This is a genomic window from Enterovibrio gelatinilyticus (assembly GCF_028683095.1).
GTDB classification, from domain to species: domain Bacteria; phylum Pseudomonadota; class Gammaproteobacteria; order Enterobacterales; family Vibrionaceae; genus Enterovibrio; species Enterovibrio gelatinilyticus.
The window spans coordinates 22,895-40,957 of record NZ_JAJUBC010000018.1 but is presented as its reverse complement, the minus strand read 5'-3'; the positions used below and the strand labels follow the sequence as shown (position 1 = coordinate 40,957).

General features: G+C 45.3%; 17 protein-coding genes. 6 read left to right on the top strand and 11 right to left on the bottom strand.

Annotated elements, in window-relative coordinates; translation table 11 throughout:
• Window positions 1-95: 95 nt before the first annotated feature.
• The 3 genes from LRP50_RS15615 (at window position 96) to LRP50_RS15605 (ending at window position 3,462) form a co-directional block, all read left to right on the top strand.
• Complete coding sequence (locus LRP50_RS15615; protein WP_274165388.1) at window positions 96-2,381, top strand: hypothetical protein; 2,286 nt, start codon at window positions 96-98, stop codon at window positions 2,379-2,381.
• A 425-nt stretch (window positions 2,382-2,806) separates the two neighbouring features.
• A complete protein-coding gene (locus tag LRP50_RS15610; RefSeq protein WP_274165387.1) occupies window positions 2,807-3,115 on the top strand; it encodes a DUF1272 domain-containing protein in 309 nt (102 codons plus the stop codon).
• Between the two features lie 41 nt (window positions 3,116-3,156).
• Window positions 3,157-3,462 (top strand): NIPSNAP family protein, encoded by a 306-nt coding sequence (locus LRP50_RS15605; protein ID WP_274165386.1) that lies wholly within the window; start codon window positions 3,157-3,159, stop codon window positions 3,460-3,462.
• Window positions 3,463-3,569: 107 nt separating this feature from the next.
• Here LRP50_RS15605 and LRP50_RS15600 read toward each other — a convergent pair whose 3' ends face one another.
• Both LRP50_RS15600 and LRP50_RS15595 read right to left on the bottom strand, forming a co-directional pair.
• On the bottom strand, window positions 3,570-4,823 hold the full coding sequence (locus LRP50_RS15600; protein WP_274165385.1) for an Nramp family divalent metal transporter: 1,254 nt from the start codon (window positions 4,821-4,823) through the stop codon (window positions 3,570-3,572).
• 54 nt (window positions 4,824-4,877) lie between these two features.
• Window positions 4,878-5,264 (bottom strand): ectoine synthase, encoded by a 387-nt coding sequence (locus LRP50_RS15595; protein WP_102391006.1) that lies wholly within the window; start codon window positions 5,262-5,264, stop codon window positions 4,878-4,880.
• Window positions 5,265-5,439: 175 nt separating this feature from the next.
• On the opposite strand from LRP50_RS15595, the gene LRP50_RS15590 reads away from it, so the two are divergent.
• Window positions 5,440-6,315, top strand: a complete 876-nt coding sequence (locus LRP50_RS15590; protein ID WP_274165384.1) for a LysR substrate-binding domain-containing protein — start codon at window positions 5,440-5,442, stop codon at window positions 6,313-6,315.
• 227 nt (window positions 6,316-6,542) lie between these two features.
• Here the strand turns inward: LRP50_RS15590 and LRP50_RS15585 are convergent, their stop codons facing one another.
• Window positions 6,543-7,877: a serine hydroxymethyltransferase gene (locus LRP50_RS15585; protein WP_274165383.1), complete on the bottom strand. Its 1,335-nt coding sequence runs from the start codon at window positions 7,875-7,877 to the stop codon at window positions 6,543-6,545.
• 114 nt (window positions 7,878-7,991) lie between these two features.
• Here LRP50_RS15585 and LRP50_RS15580 point away from each other — a divergent pair, with 114 nt between their 5' ends.
• Window positions 7,992-8,864 carry a LysR family transcriptional regulator gene (locus LRP50_RS15580; RefSeq protein WP_274165382.1) on the top strand — a complete coding sequence of 291 codons (873 nt, stop codon included), beginning with the start codon at window positions 7,992-7,994 and terminating at the stop codon, window positions 8,862-8,864.
• A gap of 67 nt (window positions 8,865-8,931) precedes the next feature.
• Here the strand turns inward: LRP50_RS15580 and LRP50_RS15575 are convergent, their stop codons facing one another.
• Both LRP50_RS15575 and LRP50_RS15570 read right to left on the bottom strand, forming a co-directional pair.
• Window positions 8,932-9,471 (bottom strand): hypothetical protein, encoded by a 540-nt coding sequence (locus tag LRP50_RS15575; RefSeq protein WP_274165381.1) that lies wholly within the window; start codon window positions 9,469-9,471, stop codon window positions 8,932-8,934.
• 257 nt (window positions 9,472-9,728) lie between these two features.
• Window positions 9,729-10,706: an MBL fold metallo-hydrolase gene (locus LRP50_RS15570; RefSeq protein ID WP_274165380.1), complete on the bottom strand. Its 978-nt coding sequence runs from the start codon at window positions 10,704-10,706 to the stop codon at window positions 9,729-9,731.
• A gap of 145 nt (window positions 10,707-10,851) precedes the next feature.
• Here LRP50_RS15570 and LRP50_RS15565 point away from each other — a divergent pair, with 145 nt between their 5' ends.
• On the top strand, window positions 10,852-11,763 hold the full coding sequence (locus LRP50_RS15565) for a LysR family transcriptional regulator (protein WP_274165379.1): 912 nt from the start codon (window positions 10,852-10,854) through the stop codon (window positions 11,761-11,763).
• A 32-nt stretch (window positions 11,764-11,795) separates the two neighbouring features.
• On the opposite strand, the gene LRP50_RS15560 is transcribed toward LRP50_RS15565, so the two are convergent.
• From LRP50_RS15560 to LRP50_RS15535, 6 genes are all read right to left on the bottom strand, one after another.
• Window positions 11,796-12,662, bottom strand: coding sequence for a hypothetical protein (locus LRP50_RS15560; protein ID WP_274165378.1), 867 nt, complete (start codon window positions 12,660-12,662; stop codon window positions 11,796-11,798).
• Entirely contained in the window at window positions 12,652-15,114 is a 2,463-nt protein-coding gene (locus LRP50_RS15555; protein ID WP_274165377.1) for a fimbria/pilus outer membrane usher protein, read from the bottom strand. The genes LRP50_RS15560 and LRP50_RS15555 overlap by 11 nt, the downstream gene beginning before the upstream one ends.
• On the bottom strand, window positions 15,111-15,827 hold the full coding sequence (locus tag LRP50_RS15550) for a fimbrial biogenesis chaperone (RefSeq protein WP_274165376.1): 717 nt from the start codon (window positions 15,825-15,827) through the stop codon (window positions 15,111-15,113). The genes LRP50_RS15555 and LRP50_RS15550 overlap by 4 nt, the downstream gene beginning before the upstream one ends.
• A complete protein-coding gene (locus LRP50_RS15545) occupies window positions 15,781-16,506 on the bottom strand; it encodes a fimbrial biogenesis chaperone (protein WP_274165375.1) in 726 nt (241 codons plus the stop codon). The genes LRP50_RS15550 and LRP50_RS15545 overlap by 47 nt, the downstream gene beginning before the upstream one ends.
• Before the next feature lie 64 nt (window positions 16,507-16,570).
• Window positions 16,571-17,077 (bottom strand): hypothetical protein, encoded by a 507-nt coding sequence (locus LRP50_RS15540; RefSeq protein WP_274165374.1) that lies wholly within the window; start codon window positions 17,075-17,077, stop codon window positions 16,571-16,573.
• A 119-nt stretch (window positions 17,078-17,196) separates the two neighbouring features.
• Window positions 17,197-17,607, bottom strand: a complete 411-nt coding sequence (locus LRP50_RS15535) for a hypothetical protein (protein WP_274165373.1) — start codon at window positions 17,605-17,607, stop codon at window positions 17,197-17,199.
• Window positions 17,608-18,063 lie beyond the last annotated feature (456 nt).

Genomic DNA, 18,063 nt, shown 5'->3' with positions numbered 1-18,063 from the left:
AATACCTCAAATGGGGGAGGTATTGAACCTTGTTCCTTAACACAGTGTTGTTTCCAGCTAATGGAAATCAAAATGCTGTTGTAAGGAGACGCAAAATGAAATTCGCGAATACACTGACTTTCAGTGTCATTGCAATACTTGTTCTTTCAGTATCAGGGTGTTCTGATAGTGATTCAGGCTCATCGAATTCACCACCCCAGTCCCCGAAACAGAACTCGGTAACAGGGAAAGTCGCTGACGGATATCTGCAAGGCGCCACAGTTTGTTTTGATATGAACCGTAACTTTGTTTGTGATGGAGATGAAACAACTGTTACGACCGACGAAAGTGGCAGCTATACGCTTTCGGTACCCGAAGATGTTAGCCAAACTTATCCTATCATTGCCACTGTGTCGCAAGCGACCATTGACCAAGATACAAATGCCCCCGTTCGCAACGCTTACACGCTGGTTTCGCCACCAGGAAGACACGCTTTTGTTAGCCCAATAACGACGTTGTTGGCTTTACAAAGTAACGGTTCGTCTGACGAAGCGCTGAGTCCTAGAGTCAGTTTTTTATTGAACCAACTTGGATTATCTTCTGATGTTGATCTGTTTGCTGACTACATCGAAAAGCGCGATGACGAAAGCTATCGAACCGTTCATCAAGCCGCTCAATTGGTAGCACGTGAACTTGGGGCAGCATTGACAACATTACACCAAGGCGAGCGCGGTGCCGTTGCATCCCCAGAGGAACTGACAGTTGTTACTGGAATATTGGCGACAGACCTAGATGACTACTATGAGCTCTTCACGCTGTCCGACGACGATTTTGATGCCGATGCATTTGCGCTGAGCCTAGAGGGAGAGTGGCAAGAATTCTATTCGGGCATTCGTGATGACTTTGACACCGTCCATAAGAGTATTGTGTCATACATTGGTAAGCCTATATTGATTGACGTAGGGGTGTATCGAGAGCGTACTGCAAATGGCGAAGTGACGGAAAAAATTGAAGTGCTTTTTGCTGCTGATGTTGCGCTAGGAAGGGACTACAACCTCATTGTAAGGTCGGGAAGCGGCTTAGAGCACAAGTTCTCACAAGCCGATATAAAGGAGCAATCCTCTTCTTATCTCTTATATTCCTTGTCATTTCCTGCGGGTGAAATTGCAGATGGTTACTATGATTTCTATCTCGAAAACAGCAATGACATGTCAGAGCAAACTGCCATTGCAAGCATCTATTTTTCGTCTAGCGAGTATTTTCCTGAAGCGCAAAAAGAAAATTGGTTACCCGATGGCAATTTACAGTTGGTTAAAACGCCTTATGGCGAGTCACAAATTAGCTTCCCGACGGTAAATGATGAACTATTTGTTCGGATCTCACTTCAAAATCCACAAGGAGACATGTATTACCAATCTGATTTTGAAAGGGGCATGTCTTTCTATCTTAAACCAACATCAGACGTCGATGTTGTGGCAGGTAGCACACTGGATGTAGAGGTATCAGACAGTGACGAACGGTTTGGGCGCACTTTTGTTTCTCACCTATATTCCGCTCCGATAGTCAACGCAACATCGCAATCAAGCGTGACGTTCTCCCGTATCTATAAACGTTGGCGTGAGCGGGACACTGAAACCACGTCCAGCTATGTCTGGCAGTTTAATGCGTCGCCAATGGTACAGGATGAAAAAGCATCGCCACTCGTCCCACTCGCTCGCAGTATCGAGATCGATTACTTCGATAGCATGGATCAGCAGTACAAACGAGCCACCATGCATGATTTGGACTACAACCAAATCATGGCGCTGGGTGATGATTACTATGTGGACGATGAAGAAAATGGATTGACCTTGTCGAACTCACTAGATGCAGAGCTTTATCAGGATCTTGAAGTGAATTTCCTCGATGCCTTCTATCAGTCCTCTAGCGAGATTCCATACGCCATGTACCGAATCCGTGTAGTTGATGGCCAAGGTGAAACATCGGATCACTATGACTACTTCCGCGGAGGAGAAAGCGGTTTTGATCAAATGATAGCCGAGAATATCAAACATTCTAAGAGTGATGATGGGGAATGGTTGATACTGGAAGCGCCCGATCTGGAGCTCTATGACGAGGTCTACTATCAGTTCAATCTTTATGTGAATTACACGAAAGATGGCGATAGCCGGGAATTGTTTGTTATCAATACACCGAGAACAGCATTGCACCGCGTTTTTTGGCGCTTTGACGATATTGATGCAGCAATGGCGAGCTTTGCCGACGAGTATGAACCTGACTCTGTCGAGTCAGTCGTTTTAAGAGCAAGTGCTTGGGATAGCAAGTCTAACTCCCTTATCGACACGCGTTCAGAGTCCAAATCCATCAACGTGTCGAATTTGTTTGATTTACAGGATCTCTAGATCTAAATCAGTAAAGTCGCGTTGTCTGCACAGCAATGTCTGCACAGTAATGTCAGCGCGCGCTTTACTACCGATAGTATTTCTTTTCACCAAATTGAAGTTATTCATGTGTATGGAGTAAGGTGATTTCGCATATTTGAATCAAATGTAAATCGTGTTTTTTAACCAGTATTTAAATTCAGGTTTTATTTTAATAATTAATTTAAAAAGGCTGGATTTCTATTTTAATCGCTAAGTTGTCCTATTACGTTTACACGAAAGTAACGTTCATCAATGTGTTAAGAATTTTTGATACGTTTCTACCAAGCGCCAGCATATCGAGCGTGTAGTATTTAATTGTCCGGACACTCTTCAATGCTTTATCAAGTCACGCCGTGCCAATGGTTTACCCTGCAAATACACCGAAGGATAGGAGGAACGGGATCATGTTGGAAATCAGACCGAACTGCGAGTGCTGCGATAAAGATCTACCGTCTGATTCAACCGAGGCGATGGTCTGTACCTACGAATGTACTTTCTGTGTTATATGTGTGGAGGACATTCTTTCTAACGTTTGTCCTAATTGCGGTGGTGGTTTTATGCTAAGGCCGGTGCGCCCCAAAACGGCGAGACGAGAAGGGGTGAGTATTCTTCACCAACCGCCATCGACCAATCGCATTCATACCCCTTACAGCATTGAAGAGCTAAAGGCTTTTGGTGAAACGCATAAGCTTATAAAACCTGAAAATCGCTAAATGGTTGGTCAATAGAAACGGTAAAAACAGGGAGTGTTAATATGGTTACGTGTTATCTCAGGTATGTCATCGATCCTGCGAAAACCGCAGAGTTTGAACAATACGCCAAGATGTGGATCCCTTTAGTGAACAAATTTGGCGGTAAGCACAACGGTTATTTTCTGCCATCTGAAGGGGCAAACAATATCGCTCTAGCGCTGTTTACATTTAAAAGCCTTGCTGAATACGAAGCTTACCGTAACAAATCCTTTGATGATGATGACTGTAAAGCTGCGTTTCAGTTCGCTCAAGAGACCAATTGCATTGTCAGTTACGAACGTAGTTTTTTTCGTCCCGTTTTTGAATGATCCGCCGTATGAAAGTAAAAAAGCAGCCTAATAAGGCTGCAAAATGTTGGACTCGGTGCCGCATGTCAAACGCAGTGTTGTTCTGCGGTTCTTGTTATAGTGTTCGCTTATCCGATTCCTCCCAGTGAGGATACGGTAGAAAGAAAACTTTTCGCGCCTAAAAAGATCGTAATCAGGCTGATTAGAATGCCAAAGGCGAGAGAAACCTTGCTGTTAACGTATTCACGCATGAACTTTGCTTGGCTCGTTATCATGACCAGTAAAATAACGGCAATGGGCAGGATAATGCCGTTCAATACCTGCGCGGAGATGATGACGAAAACAGGGTTTAAACCCGTCGCGGAAATGAAAATACCAAAAATCAAAATAGACAGATTGGTAAAGAAGAAACGCTTATCTGATTTGTCGTACTTCCAACCAAACAGGCCAGCCAGCACATACGAAGCGCCAAGCGGTGTCACAATAGCTGACGATAACCCCGCTGCAATCAACCCCACACTAAGAAACGGGCTCGCGAAATCGCCAAGTACGGGTTCGAGCGCTTTCGCCATTGACGCGATACTTTCTACTGACGTGCCCTTGATAACAGTACCTGCGGTGATCATGACAGCGGCAGTGATAAAGCCCCCCACGGTGATCGCGACGATGATATCGAGTTTGGACAACTCTAACTGATCGGTACTGGTAAACGCCTTTTTGGCATTAATGGCATGAACAAAGAAGTTGTAAGGCACAATCGTTGTACCAATCAACCCCAGAACCAAAAACATGCCGCCATCAGGAATAGAAGGAATAAGCCCGCTGGCAACGTCAGACCAGTTGGGACCAACCGCGAAGACAGCGACAAGAAACACGACCGCCATGGTGGCCACTAACACCATGAGTAGCTTTTCTATCAGCGCAAACGGGCCGAAGTTGATAAGCACCAAAATAGTAATGCCGACCAGTGGACCAAGTATTTGCGTAGACACGCCAGTGAGTGTCGATAACCCGGCGGCGGAGCCGGTGAGATCGCCGCCCATGTAAGCGATACAGCCAAGGGGAATGGCGACACCGACAAGGCCTCTCGCTAAGTTTTTAAGCGCATTGTTTTCGAAGGTTTTCGAAATGGCTTCAGACAAACCTTGTCGCGTGACGACCCCTAAACGTGCCGCCATTTCTTGTAAAACGATGGTCGCGACGATGGCAAAAAGGATGGTCCAGAGTAAGTCGTAGCCGAAGTCTGCGCCAGTTCGTGTTGCCGTGGTGATGGTGCCTGGGCCAATGAACGAGCCGGTGATGACAACCGCAGGGCCAATGGCTTTCACTTTATCTAAAAATGTGTATTTTGTTGCTGATGATGTGGTGTTTGAGGCCGACATATAATCCCTCCTTGGGCGTACTGCATATGTTCTCGCTAAAGTCTGGTGTCGCTTTTAGTAAGCGGACCCCTCTGGGTTATTGAGATCGTGTTTTTCGGTGCCTGAAAGGGGAGGGTTGAACACACTCACCAAAATCAGATCTTCTGATTGGCCTCCGCGCAAGAAGTGGGGGTCGTGTTGATCCAGCACATATATGTCACCCGTTTTGATTGGGTACACATTGCCATTCATGTCCTCAACTTCCCCAGTGCCTGCAATGCAGTAACATGCTTCAAGATGGTTTCGATAGTGCAGCTTAGATTCAGTGCCTGCGCGAACCACGGTGTGACAAACCGTAAAACCGACGCCGTCTTGCTGGGTCAAGAGTCGGTGGCTTGTACCGTTGCCCCAGTTCACAAATCTGTCTGTTGATTCAACGTCATTGAGTGATCGAATAAACATGGTGCCTCCAAGTGTTAGAAAATTTAGAAAGAAGACGTTCAGATGCTTTGTCACCATCGTTGAGATTGCGACACACCTGAGTGCATGAGGCTGCTAACCTTAGAGAAGATGATGAATTGAAGTGTCACACTGAACAATTGATCTAATTTCAACCAATCTGTTAGATATTCTCACAATGAAGTTACCGCCCTTATCTGCAATAAAAGCGTTTGAAGCCACCGCGAGGCACCTTTCTTTCTCTCGGGCTGCTGAAGAGTTGTTTGTCACTCATGCTGCCGTGAGCCATCAAATCAAAAACCTTGAAGAATGGTTTGGAACCAAATTGTTTGTTCGAGAGGGAAGGGGCATTCGTCTTTCTCGCTCCGGTGAGTTGCTGTATCGAAAGGTGTCGCCAGCATTGTTTGATATTGCCGATGCGTGTCGAACCGTGAAAATGTTGGTGAATAAGGAATCGCTCACCGTGGGCTGTATTCCGTCTATTGCGAATCGTTGGCTTGTGCCAAACCTGAATACATTTACTTCTTTTCGCCCTGATTTAGACGTGAAAATTGTGTATGCCACCGTTGATGACACATTAGAAGACAATGAGTTGGATGTGTTGATTACAACAGGGCAGGCAAAAGGGCATCACATTGTCTCGCGCTGGCTATTTTCACGTGCCAATAAGCCAGTATGCAGCAAAGCATTTCTTCAATCTCATGACCCATTGAATACCCCTCAACAATTGCTCACTGCGCCACTCATTCATGATGAGAATCGAAAAGGGTGGCAGGAATGGTTTGAAGCGGCAGGTGTCCCATGGAAAGCCACGGACAGTTGGCCGCTCTATCAAGATTTCAATTTACTCGCGACGGCAGTCATAGCAGGCCACGGCATTGCGCTTTGCCCTGTCGAGGTATTTCGTTTGGAAATTGAGCGAGGGGATTTGATTATCTTGTCTGATATTTCAACCAAAAATGATATGGGTTACTACGCTAGCTATAGAGAGAATACCAGTGATGTTGCCATTCATTTTGTTGAATGGTTTGCGCAGTTTGTTGCTGAACATTAAGGCGATAGTGAAAAAGGATCACGGAAAAAATGGAGAGCGATGCCAGCGAAGGGCAAGAATTGGGGTAGCATTTTGATAACTCATGGTTTGGGGCTTCGTTGTCAGAATCTGCCCGCATGACGCTCTACGGGCGATTGGTTTAGTCTCGAATACAGAGGTAAAATCGCCACGTGTGCGTGGCGTTTTTCAATGATCCCGCTGTGTATTGAGCTTCAGTAAATTTGTCATCAAGTCAGCACATAACTTAACCTAGTGTGCTGTTGTCTTAGTGCAGATACATCCTTTGCAATGTCTCTGTTATCTCTTCGTTCCAGCAAGCAGTCAGCGACTAGCGTCGCCACGACAGGCATGTCTTTCGCAGTGAATCCTGCTCTTACAATTTCAGGTGTTCCGAATCGCAACCCATTCATATCGCCATCTACAGGGGCAATGGGTAATCCAATACCACAGGTCAGAATGTTGGCCTTTCTCAGTTGTTTAGCCATTGTTTGTCCACCACCAAAGGGCGCGGCGATAATGGCAAATTGGTGGGAGAGAGAAGGTGTTTTTCTGTTTTTAGTCTCGACTTCAAATACGGGGAGTCCTTCATTTTGACAGGAGATAGCTAGAGCGTAGTTAGTGCTGATCATCGCCTCAGAATAGGATTCGCCATAGGTTTTCCAGTCGAGTAATGATACGGCAAGCGCAGCAGATTTTGCCGCATCAAAGTTGGCGGTCAGGCCGGGAAACGCGATGGTATCAATCTGTCCCATTAGCTCAGCATCATTAGAAACAATTAAGCCTCCAGGTGGCCCTCCAAGGCTTTTATAAGTGCTCATTGTTATCAAATGGGCGCCTTCTTTGAGCGGGTTAGGCCAGCTTTTTCCCGCAATAATCCCGCATTGGTGTGCAGCATCAAAAAGTACTTTTGCGCCAATTTCGTCAGCAATCTCGCGTATCTGAGCGATGGGGTGTGGCAACAAATTTAGGCTACCACCAATGGTGATCAGCTTGGGCTTCAATGCGTGGGCTTGTTTGCGTAATGCGTAAAGATCGACGGTGTAGTGCGCGGGATCTGCTGCCATTTCTACGATATTTAATCCGTACAAGCCTGCTGCGCCAGCATTGTGATGGGTAACATGCCCGCCAATCGATGCGGGTGGCACTAAGACGGTATCGCCAGCCTGACATGTCGCCATGAAGGCATATAAGTTTGCCATTGCACCTGATGCAACGCGGATTTCAGCGTATTTGGCGTCAAACACCTCACAAGCAAGTTGCGCCGCAACCAACTCTATTTGCTCAATGGCTTCGAGCCCCATTTCGTATTTGTCTCCGGGGTAGCCCAGAGAAGGTCGAGAGCCAATACCTGACGAGAGTAATGCTTCCGCTTTGGGATTCATGATGTTGGTAGCAGGGTTGAGGTTGATACATTGTTTTTCATGAATGGTGCGGCTTTCCTCAGCTAACGCGTAGATAGAAGAGACCAGTCCCTGACTGTCGGTCATATCGAATTGGCGAAGTGAGTGTTCGGCAAATTGATTGAGGGTGTCGTTTATCCAAGGTTTAGTGTGAAATGCCATTGGCTTTGTTCCTTGCTCTCGTTTTTTTGATATTTCTATCAAAACGCGTCAGCAGGTTTATCTCAAATGGATTATTTTTTGTATAAGGCATAATTTAATTTGGGCTAAATGATCATGCGTTCTCAACGTTTCCCCAACCTTCCGCCACTTGATTCACTGATTGCTTTTGAGTCAGCTGCCGAGCATGAAAGCTTCGCGAGAGCGGGTGAAGAGCTTTTTCTCACTGCTTCTGCAATTGCTTATCAAATCAAAAAACTCGAAAGTACCCTCGGTGAATCATTGTTTGCGCGACATGGGAAAGGTGTTTCTCTCACGCCAAAAGGCCAAGAATTTTTGCTGCTTGTTCGCGAGTCTCTCATCGGATTGGAAAGCCATGTAGATAGGATCAGGCATGGGCGGTTGTCGCCATTGAAACTCGCCACGCAACACGCATTTGCACAGCTTTGGCTCCAAAAAAGGCTAGGTGCATATCAACACAATTTTCCAGAACACGATTTGGAAATCACTGCAGTGTCGTCTATTTCAGGAAACCCCAAAGACACGGATATTGCGATAGGGTACTTTCACCACGATCCTGGTAAGCATTGGAAGTGCTTATGGAAAGAAACACTGCTCCCTGTTGCGTCAAATGGCTACCAATCAGATATTCCTGCTCTCTATCAAGATATGAATTGGCACGATGATTGGCGTTTTTGGCAGGACGAAAAAGTCTTCAAAAAGGGAATGGCGAAAATGCGTCGTTCCAGCCTCTATGCACTGATTTTGCAGTCAGTGTTAGATGGACATGGTGTGATGGTCGGACGAGTTTCTTTGATCCAAGAATACTTGAAAAGGGGAGAGCTCGTACCTTGGCCGACAAGCGACATTCAAGCGATTGAAAGTGGTGGTTACTACCTGTATCAATCTCCGTCTTGTGAAGATCATTTGGTCGCCAAGCATTTTTGTCAGTGGCTGATTGCGTTGTGTTCAGGCGAGGTGAATCGATAGTAAGAAAGCCATCAAGTTAGGATGGCTTTCGTCTATAAAACGTTAACTGACTCTGTCTAACTATCCGTTAGAAGTGAGCGGTGGCTTCACGTGCTTCTATTTCCATTGGTGCGTTGAAGTAACCGTACACATACATCTGCAATAAATACTGTCGCGTTTGCTCGGTTAGCCCTAGCTCTTCAGCTTGTTTTACATGAACGAATTCATGAGGAAGCAGGTCGCGCTGTGTTTTGTAACGGTGTTGAATCCACACACCATAACCATAGGTATAACCCGCCATATTAGGATTGGTGTATCCGACACTTTTCGCTACGCCAAGCAGTTCAGGGTCTGTTGGTGCAGGGAGTTTATCGACGTAATAGACTCTTACTTTCTCGGGATGCTGTACACCCATTTCTTTGGCAACAACAATCTGAGCCTCCGTTAGTGGAATGCCATTTTCCAGTGCTTCTTGCTGGGCTTCATGCACAAACTCACTTGCAGCAGGCATAAGCTGTTCCACGCCATCTATCAGTTTTTGTGGTGGGTTTGCATAAATCTCATCTCGATTTACACATCCGGTCAAAACGAGCAAACCCAGACAAAGGGAAAATACCTTCTTAATCATAACAATACCTCAGAAATCTAGTTTTAGTTCAGGCTAAAGTTATCATCATATTGCTGGGGAGGAGCGCTGTTGGAACGCTTCTTGGAGGCAAGGCGCAGTGAAAAATGGTTTCAATGAAACGTTTGATTGGCGTTCTTCAAATATTGGCTGGTCCGTAGGGGCGTTTGTATTGGGGATCTGGGGTTTTAAATCGAAAGCAGCCACTTCTCGACAGCGTCATGCTATGAAAAAGTGGCTGATGTTTGAGAGCCTAAGCCTTATTTTGTCGCAGACAAATCTTTATAAGCAGCTGGTACATTTAGCGCTGGGTGAACCCAATCGCGGAGTGCATAGCCTCTAAATTCTGGCATTTGAACTTTCGCAACGGTTTCTTCAAGGGTGAGGCCCTCATCAATTGCCGCTTGTACCTGCGTTTTTATCGTGTCGAGGTAATCAATGTGCCATTGAATATCATCCGGTGTCATTGGCGAACCGTGGCCCGGTACGACGGTTGCATCGTCTGGCAAAAATGCGCGTACTTTTTTGAGCGAGGCCAGTGTTTCAACCAAATGACCATCTAGCAACCAAGGCAGTGAAGGTTTGACGGTAATGATTGGGTTACCTGACCACATTGTTTTCGATTGCGGTTCCCAAACAAACAAGTCGCCGCCAGTTTGTGCGAAACCAAAGTCGATGATTTCAACAAGTTTGCCACCCAAATCTAAGGTGATGTTGCCGCCTGCACCCACAAGAATATCCGCATCAGTCGGCACGATATCTTCGATGCCGCGACCTTTGCCGAAGTTATGCATCATGAACTGCGTATCATGCTCGAAGTGGTTATCGATGTAATCTTGTGCCACTTCATGTTGGATGATCTTGGTGTCTTTGGGCAGATACATATTGCCGTATGAGTGGTCGCCATGGAAACTGGTATTCACAGCGTAAATAATAGGTTTGTTTGCTTCTTTTTCTACCATTCCTTGAACTTGCTTGTTCAAGCGTTCGTTAAGCATGGTGTCGATGATCAGCACGCCTTTATCACCCACGATAAATCCGCCGCTGGTGGCAACAGGTAATCCTTTTACCTCAAGCTCTTTCGCGTCAGACGGGTAGTAAGCGTATACGCCATTATCAAGTTTCTCGGCGATGAGCTGAACTTTGTTTGCATCCCAAACGGGTTCATTGGCGTTGGCGGTAAAACCGAAGAGCGAGGTTGTCGCGACAATCGAAGCCGCAATCATTGTTTTTTTCATGATGTGATCCTATCTCGTTAATTGCTTCCGTGAATTTCGCATTCACTGTACGAATGCTGGAGTGGATAATAAACTGCATCTGACGTAATTTAGTGTTCTCTGATTGAGAACAATCTAAATTGTAAGCATGAAATTGGTGGAGTGAATGGACAAATTCGCAAACATGGAAACGTTTGTACGTGTGGTTGATGTAGGAAGCATTAGCGGTGCCGCGGAGCGTATGAATTTGGCGAAGTCTGCAGTGAGTCGTCGCTTGAAAGAGCTAGAAAACCACCTCAATGCGCAGCTATTTCATCGCTCTACACGTAGCATGAAGCCCACAGAAACAGGGCTTGCCTTCTATGAACATTGCCAGCGCATATTGGAAGATATTCGTGAAGCAGAAGCGGCGACATCTCATGCCCATTGTGTATTGCAAGGCCCACTAAAAGTTGCCATGCCCTCTACGTTTGGTGTGTTGCACATGGGGTCTGCTGTGAATGACTTTTTAAAACTACACCCAAATGTTGAATTCGAACTCGACTTTAATGATCGGCAAGTCTCGTTGATTGACGATGGCTACGATCTTGCTATTCGTATCGCCGAGTTGCCAGATTCCACCTTATTGGCACGAAAAATTGCACCCATTAAGCATGTATTGTGTGCCAGCCCTGATTATTTGGCCCTGCATGGTACGCCTACCAAAGCGGAAGATCTGGCTGAGCATCAATGCCTCATTTATAGCCTGAGTAAAGATGTTGGCCATTGGCATATTGAAACCCCAGACGGCAAGTCTAAAAAAGTGAAGATAAACCCTGTGCTCAAATCCAGTAGCGGTGAATATCTGATCTCTGCTGCGGCAAATGGGCTGGGTATTGTTCATTTGCCAACGTTTGTCGCGCAAGAAAAAATCAATGACGGGTCGGTGGTTGAAGTCTTGCCTGGTTGCCGTTTCAGAACGATAAATGCCTATGCGGTTTATCCCCAAACACGTCATCTATCTAGACGTGTTAGAACATTTATTGATTTCCTCGTTGAACGTTTTGACGGCACACCTTATTGGGATAGAGCCACATGAAAACAAAGCGTTCGATGTTATCTAAATCAAATTTACGGCATATAAGATAAATCGGGTTCGATGTGAATGTGCACGGTATCGGTGTATCTACCGCCAGCCTTTCGCTCGGTATTGCCGATGATGATCTGAATCGGAAGTGGAGTACCATCAGTGGAATAGCTGCTCTTCCACTCATTGTTTGAGTCATCCAGCGCAATCTGCTCGTTAGCAATACGCATGGTGTAATCAAGATCCCATTTAGCGTTTTGAGATTGGTGCCTGAGTTTACCCTTGAATTGTGATTCAGCAGAGAGTGAATAGGGGGCGGTACTTTCCACCCAGAGGCGCGGTGCATAATTGATAATTTTGTTAGTTTTCAGCGATCCCAAATCAAGATTGTAGTGGCGCTGTGTTAAACCATAGAATTGTATTCTTGCACTGGGAAGCACGTTAGACGCAATGGGTAGAGTGATTTGGTCTAGTTCCATTATGCTGTTTATTGGAAATAGTGTCGCTTTCAGTAAACCACGGTATTTACCTGCTTCAAGCCATTGTGCATCAGGATAACGCAGCTCAAATATTGCTTCCGCCATGTTAGCGTCTAGCTGCATTCGCCACTTTCCTGCTATCAGGTTTCCAGTCTCAGCAAAGTATTCAAAGCGCATTTCCGCGTTTTTACTGCTTTTAAGCCATGTTGTTCCCTCATCCACTTCGATAACCACCTCCACAACACACCCCTCAGGGATATCTGACTGCAGATGATACTGTTTAATCAAAGGAAAACTGGAAGAGGAAAATACATCATAGGTGTTAGCGCTGAGCATGGGTTTCAAGTTAAGCAGAGAAGCGCTGCAACTGTCAGCTAAAGCTGTGGCGCTGAAAAACGTCATGAATAATGCAGGTAAGCTATTAATCCACATACAGTTCTCCTAGGCGAACAAACGTGTCACTACCGTTTGGAATGGTAATAGACAAAGTTTGCTCCGGATTGGTTTTGAGTACGACGTGGTAGTCTCCGGGGCGCAAGCCCGAAATGGCAAAGCGCCCTTGTCGGTTGGTGAAAAACTCCAAGGGTGCGGTCTCCTCATCGTCAAGGAAGTTTGCGACGCCAACAACCAAAGCGAGTGGTTCTGAGCGACTGACAGTGAGTAATGTTCCGATGGCGGTAATCACCGCATCGGAACCAATTTCCAATGCGTATCCTTGGCGGTAGCCGGGGTACAGTGCAAAACCACCTTCACCAAGATCATAGCCTGGCGGGAGATTTTCAACATCGTAGCTAATGAGTTGATCGCTATATGCAGCGAGATCGGATACCAGAACATTGTAAGGGGTGTCGATAAAGACCCTCGCAAATTGGTCATCTATAGAGGGGTCAACGGCGATGTCATTGTCATTGAGGTTGGCGTGTTTGCTTATTACGGCAAATGCTTCTCCCACTTTTCTCCCTACCGCGAATTCAGAACCGGAAAAAGCCAACGCACTTGAAACTTCAAAACGAGTATTGTGGCTTCTCATATTGTCGTCAAAATTACTCACTCTCGTCGCATGATCTGCACTTATCTGATAGCGATTTGCTGCATAGTCGATAGCGGCGTTGAGATTGGCATCTTGATTCTCAGATGTTTCGATTGAGGCGAAAGCGGAAATCCCGCCAGTGTTACCCACGCCGTTTTGATAGGTTAGGTCGAGCCCTGCTTGTCGGTTTTCCGTTTGTACCCGGCTAACTAGTCGAGTTGTGTTTCCTAGAGGCCAACTTAGCGTTAATGTGCCGGACACTTCATTATCACTGCTGTCAAAATGTTGGTAATCCACACGGGCGCTCCATGTGGCTTTGGTACTAAACAGAGGGCCAGATAGACTTGGGCTCGCTGACCAATAATTATTGCTCGCTGTGTTTCCTTCGCTATAGCTGGCTGAGAGAGAGGCTTTGTATCCAGAGGCTTCAGGAAATGAGGCAAAAAGCGACCAAAACGTGCCAACACTATTGAGTGGTGATTGATGGCTATCGATATCGTTGGCGGCAGAGAAATTGGGGCTTATCTGGTCATACAATAAACTGAATTGGCTAAGCCATGGATTGGATTCTGAGATGTTAGCGTCAAAAGCCACACGAAGGGCGTTGCCTGCCCCTAAAATAGGGTGCTTGCTTTGGCTCGCTTGAACTTCCGTCACGCCGAGACCGCTGGCGAACAGAATACTTCCACCGTACTGATACAAATCTTCTTGTTGTTGCCCGTTAATACCAAGCGTTAGCCATGGGAAAACGCCTAATTGAGCGTCACCCATGATGACTCGCTGTTCAGTGTTATAACGAAACTCGTCAAATTCAAAGGTACGTGGCGCACCAACCATCATGGTGTATTCATATTCGCCAGCTGCGAGTAATTGGTTACCCGTGGCCACTGAAAAATTGATTTCCTCTTGCTGTCCATTGGCGTCGGTGATGAGAAGAGAGATATTGTTAAGACCCTGAGCAATTGGAATGTCGTTTAAGCTATACGTCCCTGCGTTTAGGGTAAAACGTTGGACGATGACATCATCAATGACAACGTCGACACTAGACGTTCTTGTTAGTGTGAACGTTTGTGCGGCTTTGGGTCTCACGTTTTTTGTGGGAATGAGTGAGAAGTTGCGGGTGAAACCCAATCCGATAACGTCGATACCATCTTGAAAGAGCGTGCCATTGTTAAACATGTCACCCAATACCAAACGGGACCCCATGTCAGGGATATCCAGGTTAAGGCGTGTTCCTTCTCGTAGATAGTTAGGCGTTAATCCATCAATGTTGCTGTAGGACGACTCATATTCCAGAGATAACCTTTTGTAATTTAACGCCCCATCGAAACGGTGATTATAGTGGCTAAGGTTGTCAGATTTGCCTTCATAGGATTGGATCTGCGTATTGGATAGTGTCACATTAAGAAAACCATTAAAGGGTCTAGGTTGAATGTAATCGGTAAAAACGGGACGTCTGGCAATGGATATTTGCTGAGCGATCATTTTGTCAGGGGGAATGGTGAGCACGCACTCTAGACTCGAAAATTCAAAGGTTAACCCTAAACCTATGTATTCGAAATCTAGTGTCGATAAGGTATCTCCGTCGTTTCGGCGGGCTAATTCGTCGATATCGTGCTCACTAATCAGTGGCTTCAGCACAGCGATGGTAGATTGTTTATCAAGCAGAATGTCGTCATCGGCGGTGATGGTGATGTCTGTCTCGCCGATGACGCTATCACTCACACGAAGTAACGATGTCAGGGTGATATCGCGGCCAGTGGGATTAATTTTTTGTTGCGCTACGGCGACAGGTGCTCCCCATAAAGAGACGAACAAAAATACGGGAACTAAACGATGGAGCAGGGTGCTCACCGTGCCTCGCTGTCGTAATGACCAGAGTGGATCTCACTGGGTGTAGAAAGCTTGATCGTACTGTGTGGCGGTACGAAATGCTCACCAAAGACATTTTCGGGTTTATCAATACGTATATTGGGACTCTGCAGGAAGCGTATTCGACTCAGGAAGGTATAACGACTTCCGTGATTTGATAACGTTGTCACTCCGTCATCACTGACATCCAAAGATAAACGAGCGCTTTGCGAGCGAGTAGAAAGATGTACTAGAGCATTGTAGTGAATTTCAATAGCGACGCCTGAAGGTGAATCGCTCATATTGCTCTCAATCGGCGGCTGAGTGAACCGAACAAAATAGCTTTGTGATGTTGGCAGTGTGTCGTTTCCTAACCATTGGATACGGAAAATCTGAATGCCGCCAGCGGGCAATACGACTGCCGGTGGGAATACCATTAGCTCTGAGCCATCAGTTTCCATTGCATCATAACTACCGTCTGCGTCAAAGGTTAAACGCCTCAATGATGCTTCGATTGGAATACTAAATGTGTTGTGGTTTTCCAGTCGAATCTGCGCAGAACTTCGTGAAGATATAGACATTTCTAATACGGTGGGAGAAATCGTCAAACCTTTAGACACACTGATAGAGCCAATGAATAGGCAGGCAATGAATAACCATGTGACGGTCTTACCGTGAGCTTTCAGTGCTAAGTTCAATTGTTGTATTACTGGCATTGAAACCCTCTACTGGCTTCATCACAAATATACGCGTGGATTTTGGTAATACGAATGTGGATTGGATGTAGTCACCAATATCGATTCCTTCGATAACGTGAGTTTTTCCACCACTCTTTACTGTCCATTTCATTTCGTTGATTCGACCATAGTTAGTGCCAATATTTTCAACCTCAACTAGCCAGTCCTTGTTGTTTTTCGAGACGTTAGCGACTCTCAATTTGGCATCTGTATTATCGGGCTTAACATTCATTAAAGTGTCAAACCGCATTAGCAAGCCTACATTCATGACGTCATTTTCATTTCTCAGTACATTTAGCTGTCTGACTGAGATTCTATAGGCTTGAGATTCTGTAATATCCGGCGCGCCTAAATAACGAACTGTCACCGACTGAGATTTACCTGGGGCGATGATTGCAGTGACGGGAATAACAAGAAGATCATTGTCAGCAGGAGTCAGCGTCTCTTTTCCTTGTTTGTTCATTTTAAGTTTGAGTGGAAGTACCTCGACGGTAAGAGGGAAGTCATTGGTGTTGTCGATACGCATCGAGATCTGCGCACCTCTTCCAGTTGGCGTCATTTCTGCAATCATGGGCTGAACTTTGTAGGCGTAGGAAGGACTTCCTGCCAGTAAGCCGAATAATACTAGAACAGAACGGATCACTATCTGCATAGACATGGACCTCTTTTCGAAAAGAATGGGAGGCGAAACCTCCCATTCGAATTGACACGATTCGATGTACTTAGTTCTGCGCGATGGTAACTGTCAGTGTGTCAGTGTAATCACCGGCAAAAGTTGCATCGTCAAGAATCTCAATTTGTAGTGTCGATGGTACCCCTGCAGCGAGCGTTGCTCCGCTGAAGACACCAGCAGCTGTGCCGCCTGCACCTAAACTACTCGTATTTAGTGCGAACGCACCAAGAGCACCAGCGGTGAGAGTCGCTTTGTAGTCAACCACTTCTCCTGTTGCTTCAGCACTCGTAAGGCCGCCGTTGAGCGTAGCTAAGGTGATGACCGCACCTGATTTGTAGTTACATTTGACGTCAATCGGCAGTGCAGAGCTTGATAGGGATAAACCTTGATCGAGAGGGCCTGCGTTATAAGAGACCGTACTAAGGCCAGTGACTTCGCAAACAGGGTCTACGTTACCTGTGATGAGCAGTGAAATAGGATCTGCAGAAACGGAAGCTGCAAATGAGGCCGCGAAGAGTGTTGATAGAGTGATTGAACCGATACCTAACTTTGTCATGATAATATTGTCCTTTTATAATGGGTTAGCACCATTTATTTCTGTGAACACTTGAGAATGTTGCAACGCTATTAACTGCTTTTCGTTTGCAACCGTGGTGGATTAACAATACTGAGATATCAATAAATTCCACCGTTTATTGATGGGGATACGTCAATAGTTATGACGTCTTTATATTCTCCAGAGAATACGAAATCCTCCTCCATGATTATGCGAATTGAACCTTTGGCATTAAAAGGTATGTCATTGTTTCCTGTGACACGCTGAACCGACGATATGTCTTTACTGCTAAAGGTTTTGTTTATTCCAATACTTGAAACCAATAAGTGTAAAAAATACTCATTCGGTTGTTGTTGAAATTTGTCATCCAACACTAACCCACCAGATGAAGACCAAATTGAAATGGTAAGTGGTTGATTGCAATCTATTTCAAATGGTGTGCTATTACTGATTCGGTTCGAGATATTTAAAGTTCCACCCGAACTGAAGTCAATAAAGCAATATGTGTCGACCTCACCAAACATTGTCATGGAGACTGAGTCCATAGCAACGCTATTAAATGACAATAAGCATAGTAGAAAATTTGTTGCATAGGTTTTGACTGTGCTTTTTGTCAATTTAATGGCCTGTTTGGAAGTTAGAAATTCACCGTGCATTAGTGATGATAAATATTGAAATTAAAGAGTGTCGATTAAATTAGAACCAAATCGATATGTGATACTTATTTAAATCAAAAGTATCATTGAATATTTTTTAATCTCGTTTTTATTTTTTATGAGACAGCGATACTCTCATTGACTAAATAACAATGCACAATGTCTTGTGAATTAATCATTATGGCTAACCTGTTATTTTAATTGAATGGAGGGGGGTTATTCTGTATTAATTTACATTGTAGTTTATAAAATGGAACACCAAAATATATTTGGATTTCCATCTTCGGTTTTCAGTCATCGTTGGGGATGAGCTTCTAGCCGAGAGTTTCT

Bases quoted from the DNA above. Each gene is read 5' to 3' on its own strand.
- LRP50_RS15580 (WP_274165382.1), top strand. From the start codon at position 7,992: ATGCGTTCTCAACGTTTCCCCAACCTTCCGCCACTTGATTCACTGATT.
- LRP50_RS15610 (WP_274165387.1), top strand. From the start codon at position 2,807: ATGTTGGAAATCAGACCGAACTGCGAGTGCTGCGATAAAGATCTACCG.
- LRP50_RS15590 (WP_274165384.1), top strand. From the start codon at position 5,440: ATGAAGTTACCGCCCTTATCTGCAATAAAAGCGTTTGAAGCCACCGCG.
- LRP50_RS15565 (WP_274165379.1), top strand. From the start codon at position 10,852: ATGGACAAATTCGCAAACATGGAAACGTTTGTACGTGTGGTTGATGTA.
- LRP50_RS15550 (WP_274165376.1), bottom strand. From the start codon at position 15,827: ATGCCAGTAATACAACAATTGAACTTAGCACTGAAAGCTCACGGTAAG.
- LRP50_RS15570 (WP_274165380.1), bottom strand. From the start codon at position 10,706: ATGAAAAAAACAATGATTGCGGCTTCGATTGTCGCGACAACCTCGCTC.
- LRP50_RS15535 (WP_274165373.1), bottom strand. From the start codon at position 17,607: ATGACAATGTTTGGTGAGGTCGACACATATTGCTTTATTGACTTCAGT.
- LRP50_RS15540 (WP_274165374.1), bottom strand. From the start codon at position 17,077: ATGACAAAGTTAGGTATCGGTTCAATCACTCTATCAACACTCTTCGCG.
- LRP50_RS15585 (WP_274165383.1), bottom strand. From the start codon at position 7,877: ATGGCATTTCACACTAAACCTTGGATAAACGACACCCTCAATCAATTT.
- LRP50_RS15600 (WP_274165385.1), bottom strand. From the start codon at position 4,823: ATGTCGGCCTCAAACACCACATCATCAGCAACAAAATACACATTTTTA.
- LRP50_RS15605 (WP_274165386.1), top strand. From the start codon at position 3,157: ATGGTTACGTGTTATCTCAGGTATGTCATCGATCCTGCGAAAACCGCA.
- LRP50_RS15545 (WP_274165375.1), bottom strand. From the start codon at position 16,506: ATGTCTATGCAGATAGTGATCCGTTCTGTTCTAGTATTATTCGGCTTA.
- LRP50_RS15615 (WP_274165388.1), top strand. From the start codon at position 96: ATGAAATTCGCGAATACACTGACTTTCAGTGTCATTGCAATACTTGTT.
- LRP50_RS15595 (WP_102391006.1), bottom strand. From the start codon at position 5,264: ATGTTTATTCGATCACTCAATGACGTTGAATCAACAGACAGATTTGTG.
- LRP50_RS15575 (WP_274165381.1), bottom strand. From the start codon at position 9,471: ATGATTAAGAAGGTATTTTCCCTTTGTCTGGGTTTGCTCGTTTTGACC.
- LRP50_RS15560 (WP_274165378.1), bottom strand. From the start codon at position 12,662: ATGTGGATTAATAGCTTACCTGCATTATTCATGACGTTTTTCAGCGCC.